This window comes from Clostridium sp. AF28-12, assembly GCF_003435225.1.
Taxonomy (GTDB): Bacteria; Bacillota; Clostridia; order Lachnospirales; family Lachnospiraceae; genus Pilosibacter; species Pilosibacter fragilis.
In genome coordinates this window covers 66,063-84,724 of the sequence record NZ_QWGJ01000011.1, presented here as the reverse complement: position 1 = coordinate 84,724, position 18,662 = coordinate 66,063, and the positions used below count along the sequence as shown (strand labels likewise).

The following is an 18,662-nucleotide window of genomic DNA, read 5'->3' as shown; positions in this document are numbered from 1 at the left end:
CATTGGGACCCGCGCACCCGACACACTAATCACCGGAAGACTCTGGTCTGGAGCAAAAAATCCATTGCCACGATCATCACAGCTCATCTTCCTCTATGTCTGCCCCAAGCTTTCTCAAATCTCTTCCGATATCCTCGTACCCGCGCTTTAAATGTCCACTGTCCGAGATCACACTGAGTCCGTCCGCCGCCAGGGCCGCCACTAGAAGCGCCGCCCCGCCGCGAAGATCCGGCGTCTCCGCAATTCCCGGAACAAGAGGATATCTTCCTCTTATTATGGCTGTATCTTTATGGAGCGATACGTCGGCCCCAAAGGCTGCAAGCCGCATCGCCGCCTCAAACCGTGCCTCATACACGGTCTCTTTAAACCGGCTCTCCCCGCTTCCCGCTGCCTCCACGGCGAGAAAGACAGACTGAAGATCCGTCGGAAATCCCGGGTATGGCCCGGTGTCGATCTCGACCCCGGCCGGACGCCGTTCCATCACCATACCGATCCTGGCTTTCGGTCCGGTCGCCCCGGATATCCGGATCCCGGCTCCCATTTTTCGGAGTGCCTTTAACGGTTCTACCAGAACCACCGGATCCACACCGGTGATCTCGATCTCCCCGCCGGCTGCCGCTGCCGCCGCCAGGTATGTCCCCGCACAGATTCTGTCTCCTGCCGTCACATGATCCGTCGGAAAGAGCTTTTCCACCCCATCCACCGTGATAGTCCCGGTGCGCTCCCCGGATATCTTTGCTCCCATAGAACGCAGGAAGCTGCAGAGTTCCACGATCTCCGGCTCCCTGGCACAGTTTAGGAGCTTTGTCGTGCCGGATGCCAGAGCGGCAGCCATCAACGCGTTCTCCGTCGCCCCGACACTGGGATATGGAAAACGGAATGTTGTTCCACAAAGCTTTTTCGCTTTTGCAATCAGCATTCCGCCATCATCAAGTATCTCTGCTCCCATTGCCCGGAGCACATCCAGGTGAAAATCGATCGGACGTTTTCCGATCACACAGCCGCCCGGATACCAGGTCGTCACCTCCCCGGCCCTGGATAACAGCGGTCCCAAAAGCAGGCTGGAAGACCGCATCTTCCCCACCGTCTTCTCGGAGATCACCGTTCCAGAAAGCCCGGAGGCATCGATCTCCAGGACATCGTCCTGAAACATCACCTGACACCCAAGGTCCCTTAAGATCTCCGCCATGAGGAACACGTCCGAAATTCTCGGAACATTCCGTATCTCGGTTCTTCCCTCTGTCAAAAGACTCACCGCCATCATGGGCAGCACCGCGTTTTTTGCACCCTGGACTTTTATTTTTCCATGCAGAGGCTTAAGCCCCTGAACTTTAAACACCTGCAAACCGATTCCCCCGCATATGCCGCTATAAAACAGTATATGCAAGAGTATCAATTATGTTACTGCTGTTCCAGCCTGATCTGGTTGGACACACTTAGTACCATTCCCATCTCGATCATCAAAAACAGCACCGACGTACCCCCGTAACTGATAAACGGAAGCGTGATTCCCGTGTTAGGAATCACATTCGTAACAACGGCAATGTTCAAGACGACCTGGATCGCGATATGCGCCAGAACACCTGTCACCAGCATTGCGCCAAATAGATCCGGCGCATTTCCGGCGATGACTAAAAATCTGTACAGCATGAACAGGAACATGAATATCACGGCTACCGCGCCGAAAAGTCCCAGCTCCTCACAGATCACCGCGAAGATCATATCGTTCTGCGGCTCCGGAAGGAAGCTTAACTTCTGGATACTCTGTCCCAGTCCCTTTCCGAGAAGGCCGCCGGAACCGATGGCGTACAGTCCCTGAAGGACCTGATATCCACCGGACTTCGGATACGCCTCCGGGTTTTTCCACACCAGGATTCGGCTCAGCTGGTAGGAATGGAGGATTCCCGCCTTCTCGAGGGCGATGGCCACAGACGGCGCGAAGACGATGACAGTGATTCCAAGCACCACCGTCGCAATAAACGGCCATTTTCTCTTGCACGCGATAAACATCATGACGAAAGCGATTCCGCAGATGATGATACCGGAGCTTAAGTTGTTCATGGTGACGAGGAGTGCCAGAGGTCCGATGAGGACCGCGATCATTCCCCACACCCGCCATTCATTGATCTGCTTTCCAAGTCTCGTGATGAGCACGGCCAGAAGCAGGATCACCACGATCTTTACAAGCTCTGCAGGCTGGAAACGCAGGGATCTTGTTCCCAGCCATCTTTTCTTGCCGTTAACCGCGATTCCCAGTGGTGTAAATGTTACAAGGATCTCGCAGATATAGGATACCACTACTGCCGGAACAGTAATCTTCGCAAAGAAGTGATAGTCGATCTTTGAAATGATCAGCATCAGGATGAATCCAGCCACGGCGATCTGTCCCTGACGCACCATGTAGTAGTTGGACGGCTGCCTGCTCACCTGGGCATTGTAGGCGCTGGAACTGTAGATCATAATCAGTCCGAATACCGTAAGGAAGATAATGACCACTAAGAGGTCATAGTCGTAAAAACGGCGTGCTTTCTTTTTCCGTTTTCCCTCTTCCTGTACATGAGCCCCGTACATCTGCCGCTGCCGCAGCATTTCCTGTCTCTGCTGCATCTCACGGCGCTGCTGCATCAGAAGCTGCTCTCTTCGCTGTCCCTCCTGCTGGCGTTTCGCCCGCTCTCTTTCAATCTGCTGACGCTCCAACTGTTCTCCGGACATCTGCTGTCTCTGCATCTGCTGACGATGTACCTGCTGTCTCTGCGCCTGTGCCCTGCCGCCGGCTTTTCGAACTTTCTTCCGAGCCACGCTAAGCCTCCATTACAGCGCGTTGACGCATTCCTTAAAGATCCGTCCGCGCTCCTCAAAGTTCTTGAACATTCCCCAGCTTGCGCATGCCGGAGAGAGCAGCACATAATCGCCTGCATTCGCGTAAGAAGCGCATACCTGAACGGCCTCCTGCATGTCTTCCGCGTACATGATATCCGTGATACCATGTTTCTTTGCGCACTCGGCGATCTTGTCTCTTGTCTGGCCAATGAGGACGAGATAGCGGACTTTTCCGTCAAAGTTCTCGATCCACTCGTCATACTCGGAATGCTTGTCATATCCGCCTGCGATTAAAAGTGTCGGTCCCGGCATCGCCTTGATGGCCTGGATCGCCGCATCCGGGTTTGTTCCCTTGGAGTCATTATAATAAGTAACGCCGAAACGCTCTCTTACATACTCGATCCTGTGCTCTACAGCCTTGAACTCCCTGCATGCCTCGCGGATCATATCCATCGGGACGCCCAACTGCATCGCGATGGCAACGGCTGTCATCACGTTCTCGTGGTTATGTCTTCCGATGATGTTTAACTCGTTGACATCGAGGACCTTCTCGTTCTTTCCATCATGGCGGTAAACGATGAAATCTCCGTCCATGAAGATGCCCTCGTCGAGCTTCTCCTTGCTGCTGAAGTAGAGGACCTTGCACTTTAAGGTCTTTCCGAATTCTCTGAGGACCGGATCCTCGTAGTTTAATACGCAGGTATCTTCCTCTGTCTGGTTTCTTGTGATCCCCTCTTTGACCTGGATATAGCACTCCATGGTCTTATGGCGGTCCAGATGGTCCGGAGTGATGTTTGTGATCGCGGACACATTCGGATGGAAATCCATGATGGTCTCAAGCTGGAAGCTGGAAACCTCCGCGACGGTAACGGACTCGTCTGTGGTTTCAAGAGCGTGAGCGGTGTACGGATCACCGATGTTTCCTACTACGAATACGCTCTTATAGAACTTTCTCATGATCTCGCCTGTGAGGGCTGTCGTTGTTGTCTTTCCGTTTGTACCTGTGATAGCCGCAAGTTTTCCCTTTGAGCAGTGGTAAGCAAGCTCGATCTCACTCCAGATCGGGATCTTCGCCTCGTCGATCACCGCAACGAACGGTGCCTCAAGCGGAATACCAGGGCTGATGACGCATAACTCCACACCCATAAGGTCTGTCTTCTTCAGTTCACCGAGAACGATCGTCACCTTCGCGCCCTCATCAAATTTTGCTTTCAGCTTCTCTTCGGAAAGCTTCTCATTTCCATCATAAAGAACCACTTCGCCGCCCTGGGCAAGCAGAAGCTTTGCGGCAGAAATACCGCTGATTCCCGTTCCTGCAACTAATACTTTCTGTGACATGGTTTCTCCTCCTATATACTCGTAATGAATGACCGCTCAGCCTGCTATTTTCCTGCGCATGTCTGAACATTTACCCTAATTATAATCCCATGTAGGCAACCAGGCAAAGGATCGCCGTAACGATCGAAAATACTGCGACAACTCTCGTCTCGGACCATCCGCAAAGCTCGAAATGGTGGTGGATCGGAGCCATCTTGAAGATTCTCTTCCCGCCAGTCTTTTTAAAGTATGTGACCTGAATGATGACGGAGAGGACCTCCACCAGGTAGATCAGGCCAACGACGGCGATAAAGATCGGCATCTGCATCATGAACGCGCTGGATGCCACGAAACCGCCGAGGGCCAGGGAACCCGTGTCTCCCATGAACACCTTCGCCGGATATACGTTGAACAGTAAAAAGCCTAACAGACTTCCCACAACGGCACCTGTGATCGGGCTGATCCCGCTGTTTTCTCCGATGGCAACCACGGTGAAGAATGTCGCCACAAGGATCGTAACACTTGTGCAGAGACCGTCAAGGCCGTCTGTAAAGTTTACACCGTTGTCGGTTCCGAGAACGATAAAGAATACCGCCGGAATAAACAGCCAGCCGAGATTCAGATAATATCCATTTTCAAATCCGCCAGTGAAAGGGATCAGCATTCCTGTTCCCACTTCTCCGGAAGTCATCAGATAGTAGGTGAAAATCCCTGTGATGATGAACTGACCGATGAGCTTCTGGATCGGGTTTAAACCTTCCGAACGCTTCATGACGATCTTGATGTAGTCATCCAGAAAACCGATGATTCCGAATCCCACCGTCACGAAGAGGATCGGGATGATCCGCGGATAGCTCTTAATGTAAAATAAGGATGTGATCACGATCGCCGTGAGGATGATGAGTCCTCCCATCGTCGGTGTTCCCTGTTTCTTTAAATGGCTCTGCGGACCGTCATCGCGGACCTGCTGTCCGAATTTCAGCCGATGAAGAAATGGAATGATCACCGGGCAGAGCGCTGCGCTGATTGCGAAGGCGATAATGATCGCCAGAATTGTCTCATTTACCATGCTGAACCTCATATTTTCCTGCTGCACCTCATACTTCCTATGTAAATTGACATGCCGTCTTCCGACAGCACCATGAAATTCAGCTGTTCCGCGCTTTCGGCGCTCCCACAGCTGCCGCCTGACAACATTTCATAGCGTAAATAGTATACGTCCTTTTTTCCCAATAATCAATCAGAACATTTGATACAAAGATCAAAAGACCTGAATTTCTCCTGCCATCTGTGCTCACATACGCACAAAGCGCAGAGCGGTTCAATATTAATCCGTCTCCGAAACCGACGTGATATCCAGATACGGCAGAATATTCGAAAAAATATCAGCCACCACCGGTGCCGCGATGGTTCCGCCGTAATAGATCCCCACCGGCTCGTCGATAGTGATCAGCGCGATGACCTGGGGATCATCGGCGGGCGCAAATCCTAAAAAAGAAGAAATATATTTCTTTAAGCTTCTCGGCAGCTTCTCCGATGTCGCCGTCTTTCCGCCGACCCGGTAACCTGGAAGCTTCGCCCGCTTTCCGCTTCCTTCCGCCACTACCTGCTCTAAAATATACCGCATGGTCTCGCTGGTAGCTTCCGACACGACTCCCATCCGCTCCGGATAGGAAAACTTCTGGTAATATGTCCCATCCGTGCTCTCCACATTCATCGCAAAGTGGGGCGTGATCCGCCTGCCCCCGTTTATGATGGAGGACGCCGTCGTGATGAGCTGGATCGGCGTGATCTGAAAGGACTGTCCAAAGGAGACGGTGGCTAGCTCCACAAGTCCCATATTTTCCTTCTTGTGCATGATCGTCGCTGCCTCGCCGGGGAGATCGATCCCGGTCTTTCCGAGAAGCCCAAACTGTTCGAAATAATGATAGAACGAATCCACGCCAAGTCTCGCGCCAACGTCGATAAACACCGGGTTACAGGAGTTCATGGCTCCCTGTAAAAATGTCTCTCCTCCATGTCCACCGATCTTATGGCAGCGGATCTTCCGGTCTTCCACGATCCGGAAGCCCGGGCAGGAGAACCTGTCATCCAGATGGACCACTCCCGCCTCCAGCCCTGCTGCGGCTGTGATGATCTTAAATGTGGAGCCGGGCTCGTAGGTATCGTTGATGCAGCGATTCCGCCACATCTTATTTCTCGCGTCCTGGAGCTCCGTCCCAGTGAGTCCGCCGCTTTCCACATTCAGCGTGAACGGGTCGTTCAGATCAAACTCCGGGACATTTACCATAGCGTAGATCTCCCCATTCCGGGGATTCATGACGATCACGGAGACCGCCTTCGCACCTTTTTTCTCCATGACCTGGTACGCCGCCTGCTCCGCGTACTTCTGGATGTTCACATCCAGGCTCACGGTCAGGGTATTTCCGGGCACCGGCTCCACCCGCTCCTCCGCGGCATTCTGGAGTTCCGTGCCCTTCGCGTCGGAGGTCGTCAGTATCAGACCATCCCTGCCCTTTAAGTACCTCTCGTACATGACCTCCAGGCCGATGATCCCCTGATTGTCCGCTCCGGTGAATCCCAGGACCTTTGATGCGAGACTTCTGTAAGGATAATATCTCTTATAATCCTCATCGACCTTCACACCGGAGAGTCCGAGATTCATGATCTGGTCCCCCACCGACTTCTCCACATTTGTCCGGATGATCTCCCTGGAAGACCACTTTTCTACCTTTTTCCGGACCTCCGGCTCCGGAAGCTCCAGGATCCGCACCAGCTCCCGGATCACCTTCTCCGGCTCCGTCACCTGATTGTGGATCACGGACACGGTGCAGACCGTCCGGTTCGCGGCGATCACAGTGCCATTCCGATCCACGATCTCGCCCCGGGCAGCCTTGATGGTCCGCTCCCTCTTGTGGAGCTCATCCGCCATCTTGCTGTAGTGGTCCGACCTCGCGATCATCAGGAATCCCAGCTGGGCGCACAGCCCCACCATCAGAAGCACCGAGATTAAAAAAACGATAAAAAGCTTCTTTCTGTGATGTGTCAGAAATTCCGCCATGTCAAAACCTTCATCTTAAAAGTCTTGGTAATTAATATACGGGACTTCCCGTTTCCTCATGCACGGATTTTATTACATTGCAAGAAATCCAGCCAGCGCCCTCTTCGCCCCGGCCATTCTCTCCTCAAACTGCGGATAGAATTCCTCTTCCTTATTATAAGGAATCAGATAAAACTGTTTCATAAGATAAAGACTCACGGTCTTCGCCGCCTGTCCGGAGGTGTCTTTTCCGATCACCCGCTCCAGATCCTTTAAAAAGTAATGCCAGGTACAGACAAACTCATCATACCGCTTCGGCTCCGGCATATCGATCCATTTTTTAACCTTTACCTTGGCCCTGGTCTCCTTCGCGCACTCGTAAACCTGCAAAAAATACTTAAAACCGCCGTCCCCATAAATTCTTCCAAGCGGAAACAGCCGGCAGATCCCTGGGCGGTACGCATGAATCCTGCAGCGTCCATTCTGGTCTAAAAAGGAACAGGCCTCCTCCTCCCCCGCCATCTTGAGGTTCGGGAGAATGATCCCATCCACCACATTAAGTTCCAGAGGTCCCGCGAGAAGCGCCTCAAAGGTCTTCCCTGTCCCCGCCGTCATGCGGTACGCGTCAAAAGGATCGAGAACCACGGAGGTTCCCATCCCGGTACAGCAGGCATGGCAGCCCTCACACCCTGCGCAGTCCGCCTTCACCATATCATCCAGGCCATAGAGTTTTCCGTCGGAAACCTCCGCCATATCCATCTCTCTCTTCATGATCTTCTCCTATTATTCCCCATATGTAATTGTTCAGTACTCACCGGCATCTTCTTCCAAATGTATGGCAACAGCCACCCTATATACTAATTTGTGCAGGAAAACGCTTATGCAAGCAAGCTTGCAGCACATTTTTCTGCACAAATATAAATCACTACATGGCTAAACTGTCAGCAGATCACTGCGCGGTCTGCGTTGTCTCCTCCGCTCCATTCTTCATGGTCTCAGTCTCCTGAACCGATTCCATACTCTGGGCTTCGCCCGCACTCTCCGCCGCGGATCCCGATCCGTCGGACGGCATATCATCCGGAAGTCCAAGACCGTCATCATACGGAATCACTTCTTCCTCCGGCGCAGGCTCTGTCTGAATCACATTTCCTTCCGCATCCGTCGGTGCCTCAGTCTCCGCCGCGGTCTCGCCGGTTCCAGGCTCCAGTCCACCCTCGTTGTTATTCGTGATCCCCTCATTCTGATCCGCAAGACTTGCGTCCTCCGTCGTCGTATCCGTATCCGGGAATACATTTAAGTATGGAAGCGCTTCCGCCATGATCTTCTGGAAAACCTCTGTGGCGAAAGTGCTGTGCGCCTGCTCTTTGCCCGGAAGATTCGGGGTATCGATGACCACGTACATAAGAAGCTGCGGGTCATCCGCCGGCGCAAATCCACAGAAGGATACGAGATAGTTGTGGGCGGAACGCGGAAGCTTCTCCGCCGTTCCCGTCTTTCCGCCGACCTTGTATCCGGCAACCCGTCCCGCCTTACCGGTTCCCTCCTCATCGTCGACCGTCATAAACAGGGCGTGTCTGATAAAGTCACTGGTGGACTGGGAAACCGTCTCCCGCACCAGATTCGGCTCTATCTTCTTCACAACAGAACCCTGATCATTTAAGATCTGCTTTACCACATGAGGTTCATAGTAGGAACCGCCGTTGATGACAGAGGCGAATGCCGCCGCCATCTGGATCATCGTGCTGTTATAGCTCTGTCCGAAGGAGTTTACCGCAAGGTCTGTCGGGCCCATATTGTCCGCATTGTAGATCAGTCCATATGCCTCTCCCGGAAGATCGATTCCGGTCTTCTGACCCATGCCGAATAATTTCTGATATTTTGCAAACCGCTGTACTCCGAGTTTCGCCGCGATCTGCATCATAGCATCGTTGCAGGATTTCATTAAGGACTGCTCCAACGTCAGGATTCCGTGTCCATAGATATTGGAACATTTGATCCTGTAGCCGCCAACATCCTGTCCGCCGTCGCAGAGAAATGTATCATTCTGACTGATGACGCCTTCCTCAAGCCCCGCCGCAACTGTCATCGGCTTCGCCGGGGAACCCGGCTCGTAAGTATCATTTACACAGAAATTTCTCCACATCTGGTTCCAGGCATCCATCCTGCCCTCATCCGTCATGGCCGTGATCTCTTCCTGAGAATAGGCATAGCTCAGATCTCTCGGATTATTCAGATCAAATCTGCGGTTGGAGGACATGGCAAGGATCTCACCGTTTCTCGGATCCATGGCGATAACAGCCGCCGTCTTGCTTCCGATCCCGCTCATCCATTCGTCGATATACTTTTCCACGATCCTCTGGATATTCACATCGATGGTGGAGACGATGGTATTTCCGTTCTCAGCGGATTTAATGACCTTCTCCATGTTGGACTCGTCATCCAGGTATCCATACTCTCTTCCGTTTGTTCCGGTGAGCTGGTCATTGTAATACTGCTCAATTCCGCCACTTCCCTGCTTTCCGTTATCGTAGGAGAATCCCACCACGTTGCAGGCCAGGGTATTATACGGATAAAATCTCCGGTACTCATCCTCAAACCAGACGCCCTTGATCTTCTTTCCACTGTCTTCCTTTGACTTCGCGTAGGCATCATTCAGCTCTTTCTTTTTTGTCTCAAATTCTTCCTTCTTGTCTGCGGAGATCTGTTTCTCATAAGGCACATAGTAGGAATTTTCATTGGCGGAGATCGTCGCCAGAATATCTGCCCTGTCGTATCCGAATACCTCACAGAGTGCGGACACCGTCGGTTCCAGGTAGTTCTCTTTATCCTGGTTGATCTGGTTCGGATCCAGGATCAGGTTGTAGACCTTCTCACTGGTAGCCAGATATGTTCCGTTCCTGTCCACGATATCGCCGCGGCGGTACGGGATCGTCCGGCTGTCGTAGGAGGAATGCTGGTTCAATACGATCTGGGTGTAGTCCTCGTTTTTATCCTTGATCATCCGGTATAAAACAACGACAAGACCAAACAAAGCCAGCGTCGTTACGAGAACCGTAACCGCCAGCTTTTCTTTCATACTCATGGTAAAAACTTTCTTATTATTACCGTTCCGGGATGTCTTCATACTGTCTTACATACTCGCTTTCCGTCTTATTGTATAAGCGGACCTGGTCCTTATTGGCATAAACCATTCCCAGTTCCTCAGTCGCTACCTTATACACATAATCCAGGTCCACCGACGTGTTGATCCTTGTGAGAAGAGCGTCGTTATCCCCTTTCAGTTTTTCAATACTCTCCTCCAGACTCTCAATATGATTGAGTCTCGCTGTGACGGAAGACTGAAGCTTTAAATAGCTCACACAGATATACAGTGTGCAGATCACCGCCACTGTCAGCAACAATACGGAAAAAAGATTCATCTGAAGCGCTTTTTCCTGATTTCTCCGAACTGTAACGGTATGGGATACATTCCGCTTCTGCTGATGTCCTCTTTCCTGCTCCTCGTACCGGGGAACACGCTCGACTTTACGGACAGTATTTCCCTCTACATATTCTTCGGTCTGCGGGGCTCTTTTCCGTCTCCTTGCTGCCATACCATCACTTCCTTTCTAATATATATGCAACAGTCCAGTGCCGTTCTGCTCATGTTCCCCTGTTGTCGATTTCAGGAACATGCAGATCTGCTGAACATTTACCATAAACTTTCTGCTTTTTCTGTACTTGGGGGCTCTCAGCTTCTCTCGAACACCCTCAGTTTCGAACTCTTTGATCTTCTGTTCTCTTCCAGTTCCTCATCTGATGGAACGATCGGTTTTCTCGTCACAACGCGGCCTTTGCTCTTTCTTCCGCATACGCATACCGGGAAATCCGGAGGGCAGATACACGGATTTTCATTTGTGCGGAATCTCGTCTTCACGATGCGGTCCTCCAGAGAGTGGAACGTAATGATCGATAAACGTCCACCCGGATTTAAGAGGTCGATCATTGTGTCGATGGAATCGTTTAACACATCCAGCTCGTGGTTTAATTCAATGCGGATCGCCTGAAATGTCCGTTTTGCCGGATGTCCGCCCTCAGCACGGATCTTTGCCGGGATCGCGCCGCGGATGATCTCTGCGAGCTGCAGTGTCGTCTCGATTGTGTGGATCTCCCTCTCTCTGACGATGTGCTTCGCGATATTCTTTGCGAAACGATCCTCGCCGTAATCGCGGATAATTCTATACAGCTCCATCTCGCTGTAGCCGTTTACGATATCCGCCGCGGTCTTGTCGTTTCTCTGATCCATTCTCATATCCAGCGGGGCATCCTCTCTGTAAGAGAATCCACGGTCCGCCGTATCCAGCTGGTATGAAGACACACCAAGATCCAGATAAATGCCATCCACCTTTTCAATTCCAAGGTTAAAGAGCACTTCCCGGATATTCTTGTAGTTGCTTCTCACGATCGTTACTTTATCTTTAAATGGGAGAAGACGTTCTGTCGCCGCCGCGATCGCGTCCGCGTCCTGATCGATTCCGATCAGGCGGCCCTTTTCGCCGAGTCGCCGGGATACTTCGTATGCATGTCCGCCTCCGCCTAAAGTCCCGTCCACGTAGATCCCATCCGGTTTTACATTCAGGCTGTCGACGGTTTCCATCAGCAGGACTGATTTATGTTCAAAAATCATATGCCAAGACCTTCCATATTTTCTGCAATTTCTTCCATGTCATCGTAGACATTCTTCTCGTTCCAGACCGCCTTGTTCCAGATCTCAATCCGGCTTCCGACGCCGACTAAGACGACGTCTTTTTCCAGCTTCGCGAATTCTCTTAAAACAGAAGGGATCAGGATCCTTCCCTGCCTGTCCACCTCACAGGCACAGGCACCAGCCAGGAAAAATCTCGAAAACTTTCTGGCATTAGCATTCGTAAGAGGAAGCGCGTGGAGCTTTTCCTCAAAAGATTTCCACTCAGAATTTTCGTACACGAAGAGACACCCATCCAATCCCTTTGTAACAACGAACTCATCGCCCAGCTGCTCACGGAATTTGGAAGGGACAATCAGACGGCCTTTTGCATCGATTGTATGACTGTACTCTCCAATGAACATTACTCACTCCTGTGATTATGTGGTCCATCGTAATCCACTGATCCACCATTTTAAACCACTTTTATCCACTTTCCACCACTTCTAATGTAATCTTAGTACATTTACTTTAAAATAGCAAGGAATTTTTCATTTTTTCATGTACAAAACAAGGGTCACTGTTCACGCCTTGCGCAAACAGTAACTGATTATGCCGATGCTTCGCATTCCGAATCGGCAAAATCCACTACCACCACTGTATTGTACGGAATTTTCAGTTCAGAAAATTCCTACCCGTGTACAGTAACAAACAAGGTGCCATTTTATGGAAATCTTCCTATAAAACGCGAAAAAGCCGCCTTTCAGGCAGCTTTTCCGCATTTTATCTGGAGTATATTCGATTTTTATGTACTGCGCCCCCCCCTAGTATCCCGCGTCCATATACTGTTCGATCAGCCGGTCAAGTTCCACACTGTATCGGTAGATCAGATCGTAGGACTCCTTTCCATCAATACTTCCGTTCAATCGTTTTCTCGCCTCCTCGATCTGATTTACCAATTCTTCCCTGCTCTCCATATCAGTTTGCTTCCTTTCCCTGGACGAAAGCCTTTCTCCTGTTGTAAATAAGGATCACAAGAGAGACGGTCGCCAGCACAACAGACAATGCCTGGGATACCGCGATCTGGGTACCCGGTATCAGGAGAGAATCCGTTCTCAATCCTTCGATCCACGCTCTTCCGATTCCATACCCGGCCAGATAGATACAAAGCATTTCCCCTGTGAACGTTTTCCGCTTGCGGAACCAGAGCATGAACATCAGGAGACCGAAGTTCCAGAGGGACTCGTAGAGGAACGTCGGATGGACCTGAATGTACTCGATTCCATTGTCCAGGATCAGATGGTCAAGGAGATTTTGTGAGATCATGCTCTCATTCACAATGCTACGTCTGATCCGCATGGCAAACAGGCAGTCTGTGTAGCGGCCGAAGGCCTCGCAGTTGATAAAGTTACCCCATCGTCCGATCATTTGTCCGGTTATAAGTCCAAGGCATGCGCTGTCTGCCATGGACAAAAAGGAAAGGTGGCGTTTCTTTGTAAAGACAAGCAGCGTCAGGATTCCGGCGATCACTCCGCCGTAGATCGCAAGTCCGCCTTTCCTCAAGTTCACGATCTCCATCAGGTGGTCCTTGTAGTAGGCCCACTGGAAGAAAACATAGTAGATCCGCGCTCCGATGATGGAAAAGATAATTCCGTAAAGTGCGAAATCAAGGTAAATATCTGGATTCTGTCCCCTGCGCTTCGCATCGGACTGGGCAACACAGAGTCCTAAGATCATGCCGATCCCGATGATCAGTCCGTAGTACGCAAAGGATATTCCTCCGATTGAAAAGCTCTTCACCATGTGGGGAATCGAGATCCCCAGGTGAACGAAGCTTACATCTGCTCCTGACATTGATTCTGTTCTCCTTTTTTCTTTGGTGAATTTTATTTTACTCCGAAAAGCGGCAAAAAGCAAACAGATTCGCTTGACAGTCCTCGTGTTTATTCGACATGAACTGCCGTTCACGTCTTGCTCAAACAGGAACCGCCAGGAATCTGTCCTAAAACAAAAGAAAAGCCATGGAATGGTGTTTAACTGATACACTCCATGACTTTTATATTCCTTATTCTATCAGATCTTCAGGAGAAATTATACATTGAACCGGAAAAGAACGACATCTCCGTCCTTCATCACGTAGTCCTTACCTTCCATGCGGACAAGTCCTTTTTCCTTCGCTCCGTTGTAGGAACCGCAGTCTAAGAGATCCTTGTAGTTTACAACCTCTGCCTTGATAAATCCGCGCTCGAAATCGGTGTGGATCTTTCCTGCTGCCTGCGGTGCTTTTGTGCCGACCTTGATGGTCCATGCACGTGTCTCCTTCTCTCCTGCTGTCAGGTAGCTGATAAGACCGAGAAGACGGTAGCTTGCCGCGATCAGCTTGTCAAGTCCGGACTCCTTTAAACCAAGGTCATCTAAGAACATCTTTTTCTCATCGTCATCTAACTCGGAGATCTCCTCCTCGATCTGCGCGCACACGACAAACACTTCGCTGTCGTTCTCAGAAGCGAACTTGCGGACAGCCTGTACATGCGGATTGGAAGCGCCGTCATCGGCAAGATCATCCTCACCGACGTTCGCAGCGAAGATCACCGGTTTCCAGGTAAGGAGATCTAAGGAAGCAACAAATGCCTGCTCCTCATCGTCCTCACACTCAAAGCTCTTTGCAAGATTGCCGTTCTCGAGGTGTTCCTTCACAGCCTTTAAGATGTTTAATTCCTTCGCAAGTGCCTTGTTAGAAGCTGCGCCCTTGCCCATCTTCGCGATCCTGCGGTCGATGACCTCGATATCGGAGAAGATCAGCTCTAAGTTGATAGTCTCGATGTCGCGGAGCGGATCAACGCTTCCGTCTACATGGATCACGTTCGGGTCCTCGAAGCAGCGGACAACGTGAACGATAGCGTCTACCTCACGGATATTCGCGAGGAACTGGTTTCCAAGTCCCTCACCTTTGGATGCACCCTTTACGAGACCTGCGATATCTACGAACTCGATCACAGCCGGTGTGATCTTCTCAGAATTGTAAAGATCCGATAAGAGCTTCAAACGGAAATCCGGTACTGGAACAACGCCCACGTTCGGGTCGATGGTACAGAACGGATAGTTTGCGGATTCAGCGCCCGCCTTTGTCAAAGAGTTGAATAATGTACTTTTACCTACGTTCGGCAGGCCGACAATGCCAAGTTTCATGGTAATTTTCCTTTCTAAACCTTTATACGCAAAAATATGGTTTTTACATAATTTAATGTGATCCCATACGACCACAAGTGTATTTAGCATAGCACAAAACATGCGGAAAAGGAAGGGAATTTCCGCAAAAAAGGAGCCAAAAAGAGTTCATCCGGTCAATTTTTTGCGACCGGATATATCTTTTTGACTCCATCAATGCTTTTTATCTTTGTCTCCGAATCAGTTTTCCTGTCAGAAACATATCTCCATTTTCCGCTGCTCTGTTGACAGACCCAGCCTGGAAACACTATTTTGCTCCCGGCTTAGTCGTCTAAGTCTTCCTCGCTTACGATCTCATCGTACTCCGCTGTATCAAGGAACTCGTCGAAGGCGTCCGCAACGATCTCGTACTCCTCGTCACTCTCGATATTCTGGATATCCGGGTTGCCATCTGCGTCCTCTGTATAGCGGTATAAGTAGACCTCTCCGTCCTCAGCCTCATTGCCGTCTAACGGGAGAAGCGCAATATATTCCTTATCAGCCGCCTCGAAGATCGTAAGAACCACGCACTCTAAATCTGTTCCATCATCCAGTGTCAGAGTAACTGTCATCTCCTCGTCGTTTGCTGCGTCCTGATTCATGTTTTTTTCCTTTGCCATAACCTTAATTTTCCTCTCATTTCCGGCAGTGTGCCGTTAATTGACAGCCGTTTTTTCTGCGGCTGCTGTTTTTTATAGAATACCAGTAAATATCCATAAAATCAATAGAAAGAATTGCCTAAATCCACTACCACCGTTACAATACACGGGCACTCCATGCCCGCGCACTGTAACTGGATTTTGCCGATGCTTCGCATTCCGAATCGGCAAAATCCGAGGTCATAACGGTATCATACGGAATTTTCAGTTCAGAAAATTCCTACCCATGAAAAGTAACCTACCACCACTGTATTGTACGGAATCTCCAGTCCGGAAAATTCCTACCCATGCACAGTAACATCAGTATTCTACTCCGCGTCGTGCCATGATTCCCTTGTCAAACGGATGCTTTCTCTTACAGATCTCCGACACATAGTCCGCCGCCCCAAGTAACGACTCCGACGGGTTCCGCCCCGTAAGGACAATTTCCAGCCCATCCGGCTCGCCCTTTTTCGGCCGGTTTTCCAGAAAATCCAGGATGTCCTTTTCCGGTACCATCCCGTAGTTCACCGCCGCCATGATCTCGTCAAAGACCACGAGATCCGCAGTTTTCGCCAGCTCTGCCGCCTCCAAAAACAGATTTCTGTTATAATCCGCGCACTCTTTTTTCGTCTCCTCATCCATGGACCGGACAAAGCCAAAGTTCTTCCGGCACGGGATCAGTGTCACCTCCGGAAGTCTCTTTAAGATCTCCACTTCCCCGGAGTTATCTGTCTTTAAAAACCGCGCGATCACGACACGCCTACCGCTGCCCGCTGCCCGGACCGCAAGCCCTATCGCTGCGCTGGTCTTTCCTTTTCCGTCACCACAGTAAATATGGACAAGTCCCATTTGTCTCCTCCATTCTTCATGCATTCACAGCAGGAAAGAACTGTTCTCTGCTATGGTGCCTTTCCGGCGGCCTAAGCCGCAATGACTCTGGCTCCTCTCTGAATCCTCTACAAACCTGCTTCCCCGATAAACCGCGAAACATCCGTCTTCCTGTGATACCGCTCCCGCACCGCCGCCACATGGAGCCGGTCCTTTGCTCGGGTCAGGGCCACATAAAACAGCCGCCGCTCTTCCTCGATATCCGCCGGGAGTCCCGCCTTGTGATGCGGAACGATCCCCTCATTCACATCCACCACGAACACCACCGGATATTCCAGCCCCTTCGCGCTGTGCATCGTGGACAGTGTCACCCGGTCTCTCGCTTCCCTGGTCTCTTCGAGATTCTGCTTTTTCAACTCTTCCTCGTACCGCACCGCATGTTCCTTCCAGGCCTCGAAGGTCTCAAACTCCGCCGCACTCTCCGCCAGCTTGTCTGCTGTCTCGAAAAGTTCCTCCGGTTTCATTCTCCGGAACTCCGCGTATGACCTGAGATAATCGTCATATCCGATGACTTTGCGGATATAATTCACCGCTGCCACAGGCTTCAGTCTCGACATGGTCCTGAGATCCGCCTCCAGGTCGCATATCCGGTCCTCCATCCAGTCCCTGTCCTGATAAAAGGACTTTAACCGGTCGAAGGACACCGTCGGCGTATCAAAGGCGTCCCTGCTGAAATACCGGTTCGGACGGTTCATGATCCGGTAGAAATCCGACCGTTTTCTGCTGCCCGCCGCGATCTCCATGTAGGCAAAGAGGTCCTTCGCGATCCAGTGGCTATAGAGGTTTGGGATCACATCCCGGAGCTGAAAGGGAATATTGTATCCCATGAGCCGCTCCGCCATCAGCCCGGAGTTCGCTCCGGTGCGGAACAGCACCGCGATCTCGTTCCACATGTACCCGGCGTCATGGTACGCCCGGATACTCTGGGCCACCGTGTCCATCTCCTGTCCCGGATTGTCAAAGACCCTGAAATCCACCGGCCGCCCGGATCCCCGGAACGGCTCCAGTTTCTTCTCAAAGCGAACCTTATTGTGCCCGATGAGCTTCAGCGAAGTCTCCACGATCTCCTTTGTGGACCGGTAGTTTGTTCCAAGAAGAACTCTCTTCGTCCCCGGAAAATCCTTCTCAAATCCCAGCATGATCTCCGGCTTCGCCCCGCGGAACCGATAAATGGACTGGTCATCATCCCCGACGATAAAGAGGTTATTTTCCGGCAGCGCTAACATCCGCACCACCTGGTACTGCAAAAGATTGATGTCCTGGAATTCGTCCACCAGAATATACTTGAATTTTTTCTGCCAGGCAGCCAGGATGTCCTTCCGCTCCGTGAACAGCTCATGGCACATGACGAGCATATCGTCGAAATCGATCTTTCCCGTCTGCTCCAGCATCTCATCGTACCCGTCATAGAGCTTCTTAAACCACTCTTCCGGGCAGTTCTGGGAATAGTAATATTTTAAGTCAAGGCGCTCGCCCTTCACGTAGCTGATCTCGTTGATGATGGAGGAGATAAACTCCGCCTCGTCCTCCACCTCCATCCCGGACTCATCGAGAAACTTTTTAAAATACTGCCGCTTTTCCTCCCCGCTAATCACATTTCCGGCGGGAAAGCGGTACGCCCACTTTAAGATGTGGTAAAAGACGGAATGGAAGGTTCCGAAACTCACACGGCTGCCCGCGGCTTCCAAAGAATTTCCGGCTCCCTGCGCGCGCTGCCTGGCCTCGGCTGCACTCTGTTGGCTTTTTTCCGGCCTGTGCAGACTCCATCCGTTTTTCGGCAGGTGATCATCCTTCTTCCCCGCCTTTCTCCGCTTTTCATCTTCCTCCCGCGCCAGTCTGAGAAACCGCTCCTTCATCTCCGCGGCCGCCGCTTTCGTGAACGTAATGACAAGAATGCCGGAGGGGTCAACGCCCGCCTCCAGCAGTCTCTTGATTCTGTGTGTAATTACTGTCGTCTTTCCAGACCCCGGACCCGCTAAGACCATCATCGGTCCATCCCGGTGCTCCAAGGCCGTCATCTGTGCTTTATTAAAATCCATATTTATCCATTCCGGTCAGGTTTCTTTCTGTTTCTGCCCGGTCCGCC

At 51.2% G+C, this 18,662-nt stretch carries 16 protein-coding genes; all 16 read right to left on the bottom strand.

All coding sequences use genetic code 11. The annotated features are described in order from the left end of the window. Positions 1–76 precede the first annotated feature (76 nt). The 16 genes from murA to DWY93_RS10590 all read right to left on the bottom strand — a co-directional run bounded on the left by murA (position 77) and on the right by DWY93_RS10590 (position 18,615). Entirely contained in the window at positions 77–1,339 is a 1,263-nt protein-coding gene (gene murA, locus DWY93_RS10665; RefSeq protein ID WP_242990596.1) for a UDP-N-acetylglucosamine 1-carboxyvinyltransferase, read from the bottom strand. A 62-nt stretch (positions 1,340–1,401) separates the two neighbouring features. Next, on the bottom strand, positions 1,402–2,799 hold the full coding sequence (locus tag DWY93_RS10660; RefSeq protein WP_347466025.1) for a putative peptidoglycan glycosyltransferase FtsW: 1,398 nt from the start codon (positions 2,797–2,799) through the stop codon (positions 1,402–1,404). A 12-nt stretch (positions 2,800–2,811) separates the two neighbouring features. Next, positions 2,812–4,158, bottom strand: a complete 1,347-nt coding sequence (gene murD, locus DWY93_RS10655; RefSeq protein ID WP_117470934.1) for a UDP-N-acetylmuramoyl-L-alanine--D-glutamate ligase — start codon at positions 4,156–4,158, stop codon at positions 2,812–2,814. Between the two features lie 79 nt (positions 4,159–4,237). Beyond that, entirely contained in the window at positions 4,238–5,206 is a 969-nt protein-coding gene (gene mraY, locus DWY93_RS10650; protein WP_117470952.1) for a phospho-N-acetylmuramoyl-pentapeptide-transferase, read from the bottom strand. A 258-nt stretch (positions 5,207–5,464) separates the two neighbouring features. Next, complete coding sequence (locus DWY93_RS10645; RefSeq protein WP_117470935.1) at positions 5,465–7,198, bottom strand: penicillin-binding transpeptidase domain-containing protein; 1,734 nt, start codon at positions 7,196–7,198, stop codon at positions 5,465–5,467. A gap of 72 nt (positions 7,199–7,270) precedes the next feature. Next, positions 7,271–7,948, bottom strand: a complete 678-nt coding sequence (locus DWY93_RS10640; RefSeq protein ID WP_117470936.1) for a YkgJ family cysteine cluster protein — start codon at positions 7,946–7,948, stop codon at positions 7,271–7,273. A 178-nt stretch (positions 7,949–8,126) separates the two neighbouring features. Beyond that, positions 8,127–10,301 (bottom strand): penicillin-binding transpeptidase domain-containing protein, encoded by a 2,175-nt coding sequence (locus DWY93_RS10635; protein ID WP_117470937.1) that lies wholly within the window; start codon positions 10,299–10,301, stop codon positions 8,127–8,129. Next, entirely contained in the window at positions 10,279–10,770 is a 492-nt protein-coding gene (locus tag DWY93_RS10630) for a septum formation initiator family protein (protein WP_117470938.1), read from the bottom strand. The genes DWY93_RS10635 and DWY93_RS10630 overlap by 23 nt, the downstream gene beginning before the upstream one ends. A gap of 137 nt (positions 10,771–10,907) precedes the next feature. Next, on the bottom strand, positions 10,908–11,843 hold the full coding sequence (rsmH, locus tag DWY93_RS10625) for a 16S rRNA (cytosine(1402)-N(4))-methyltransferase RsmH (RefSeq protein ID WP_117470939.1): 936 nt from the start codon (positions 11,841–11,843) through the stop codon (positions 10,908–10,910). Then, positions 11,840–12,265 carry a division/cell wall cluster transcriptional repressor MraZ gene (gene mraZ, locus DWY93_RS10620; RefSeq protein ID WP_015555057.1) on the bottom strand — a complete coding sequence of 142 codons (426 nt, stop codon included), beginning with the start codon at positions 12,263–12,265 and terminating at the stop codon, positions 11,840–11,842. Before mraZ ends, rsmH begins: the two co-directional genes overlap by 4 nt. Before the next feature lie 399 nt (positions 12,266–12,664). Further along, a complete protein-coding gene (locus DWY93_RS10615; protein ID WP_015555058.1) occupies positions 12,665–12,817 on the bottom strand; it encodes an aspartyl-phosphate phosphatase Spo0E family protein in 153 nt (50 codons plus the stop codon). Position 12,818: 1 nt separating this feature from the next. Beyond that, positions 12,819–13,694, bottom strand: a complete 876-nt coding sequence (gene lgt, locus DWY93_RS10610; RefSeq protein ID WP_117470940.1) for a prolipoprotein diacylglyceryl transferase — start codon at positions 13,692–13,694, stop codon at positions 12,819–12,821. 237 nt (positions 13,695–13,931) lie between these two features. Next, positions 13,932–15,029: a redox-regulated ATPase YchF gene (gene ychF, locus DWY93_RS10605; RefSeq protein WP_015555060.1), complete on the bottom strand. Its 1,098-nt coding sequence runs from the start codon at positions 15,027–15,029 to the stop codon at positions 13,932–13,934. Positions 15,030–15,331: 302 nt separating this feature from the next. Continuing rightward, positions 15,332–15,667, bottom strand: coding sequence for a DUF1292 domain-containing protein (locus tag DWY93_RS10600; RefSeq protein ID WP_015555061.1), 336 nt, complete (start codon positions 15,665–15,667; stop codon positions 15,332–15,334). A gap of 339 nt (positions 15,668–16,006) precedes the next feature. After that, positions 16,007–16,537 (bottom strand): cob(I)yrinic acid a,c-diamide adenosyltransferase, encoded by a 531-nt coding sequence (locus tag DWY93_RS10595; protein ID WP_117470941.1) that lies wholly within the window; start codon positions 16,535–16,537, stop codon positions 16,007–16,009. A gap of 107 nt (positions 16,538–16,644) precedes the next feature. Continuing rightward, positions 16,645–18,615, bottom strand: a complete 1,971-nt coding sequence (locus tag DWY93_RS10590; RefSeq protein ID WP_117470942.1) for an ATP-dependent helicase — start codon at positions 18,613–18,615, stop codon at positions 16,645–16,647. Positions 18,616–18,662: the final 47 nt, after the last annotated feature.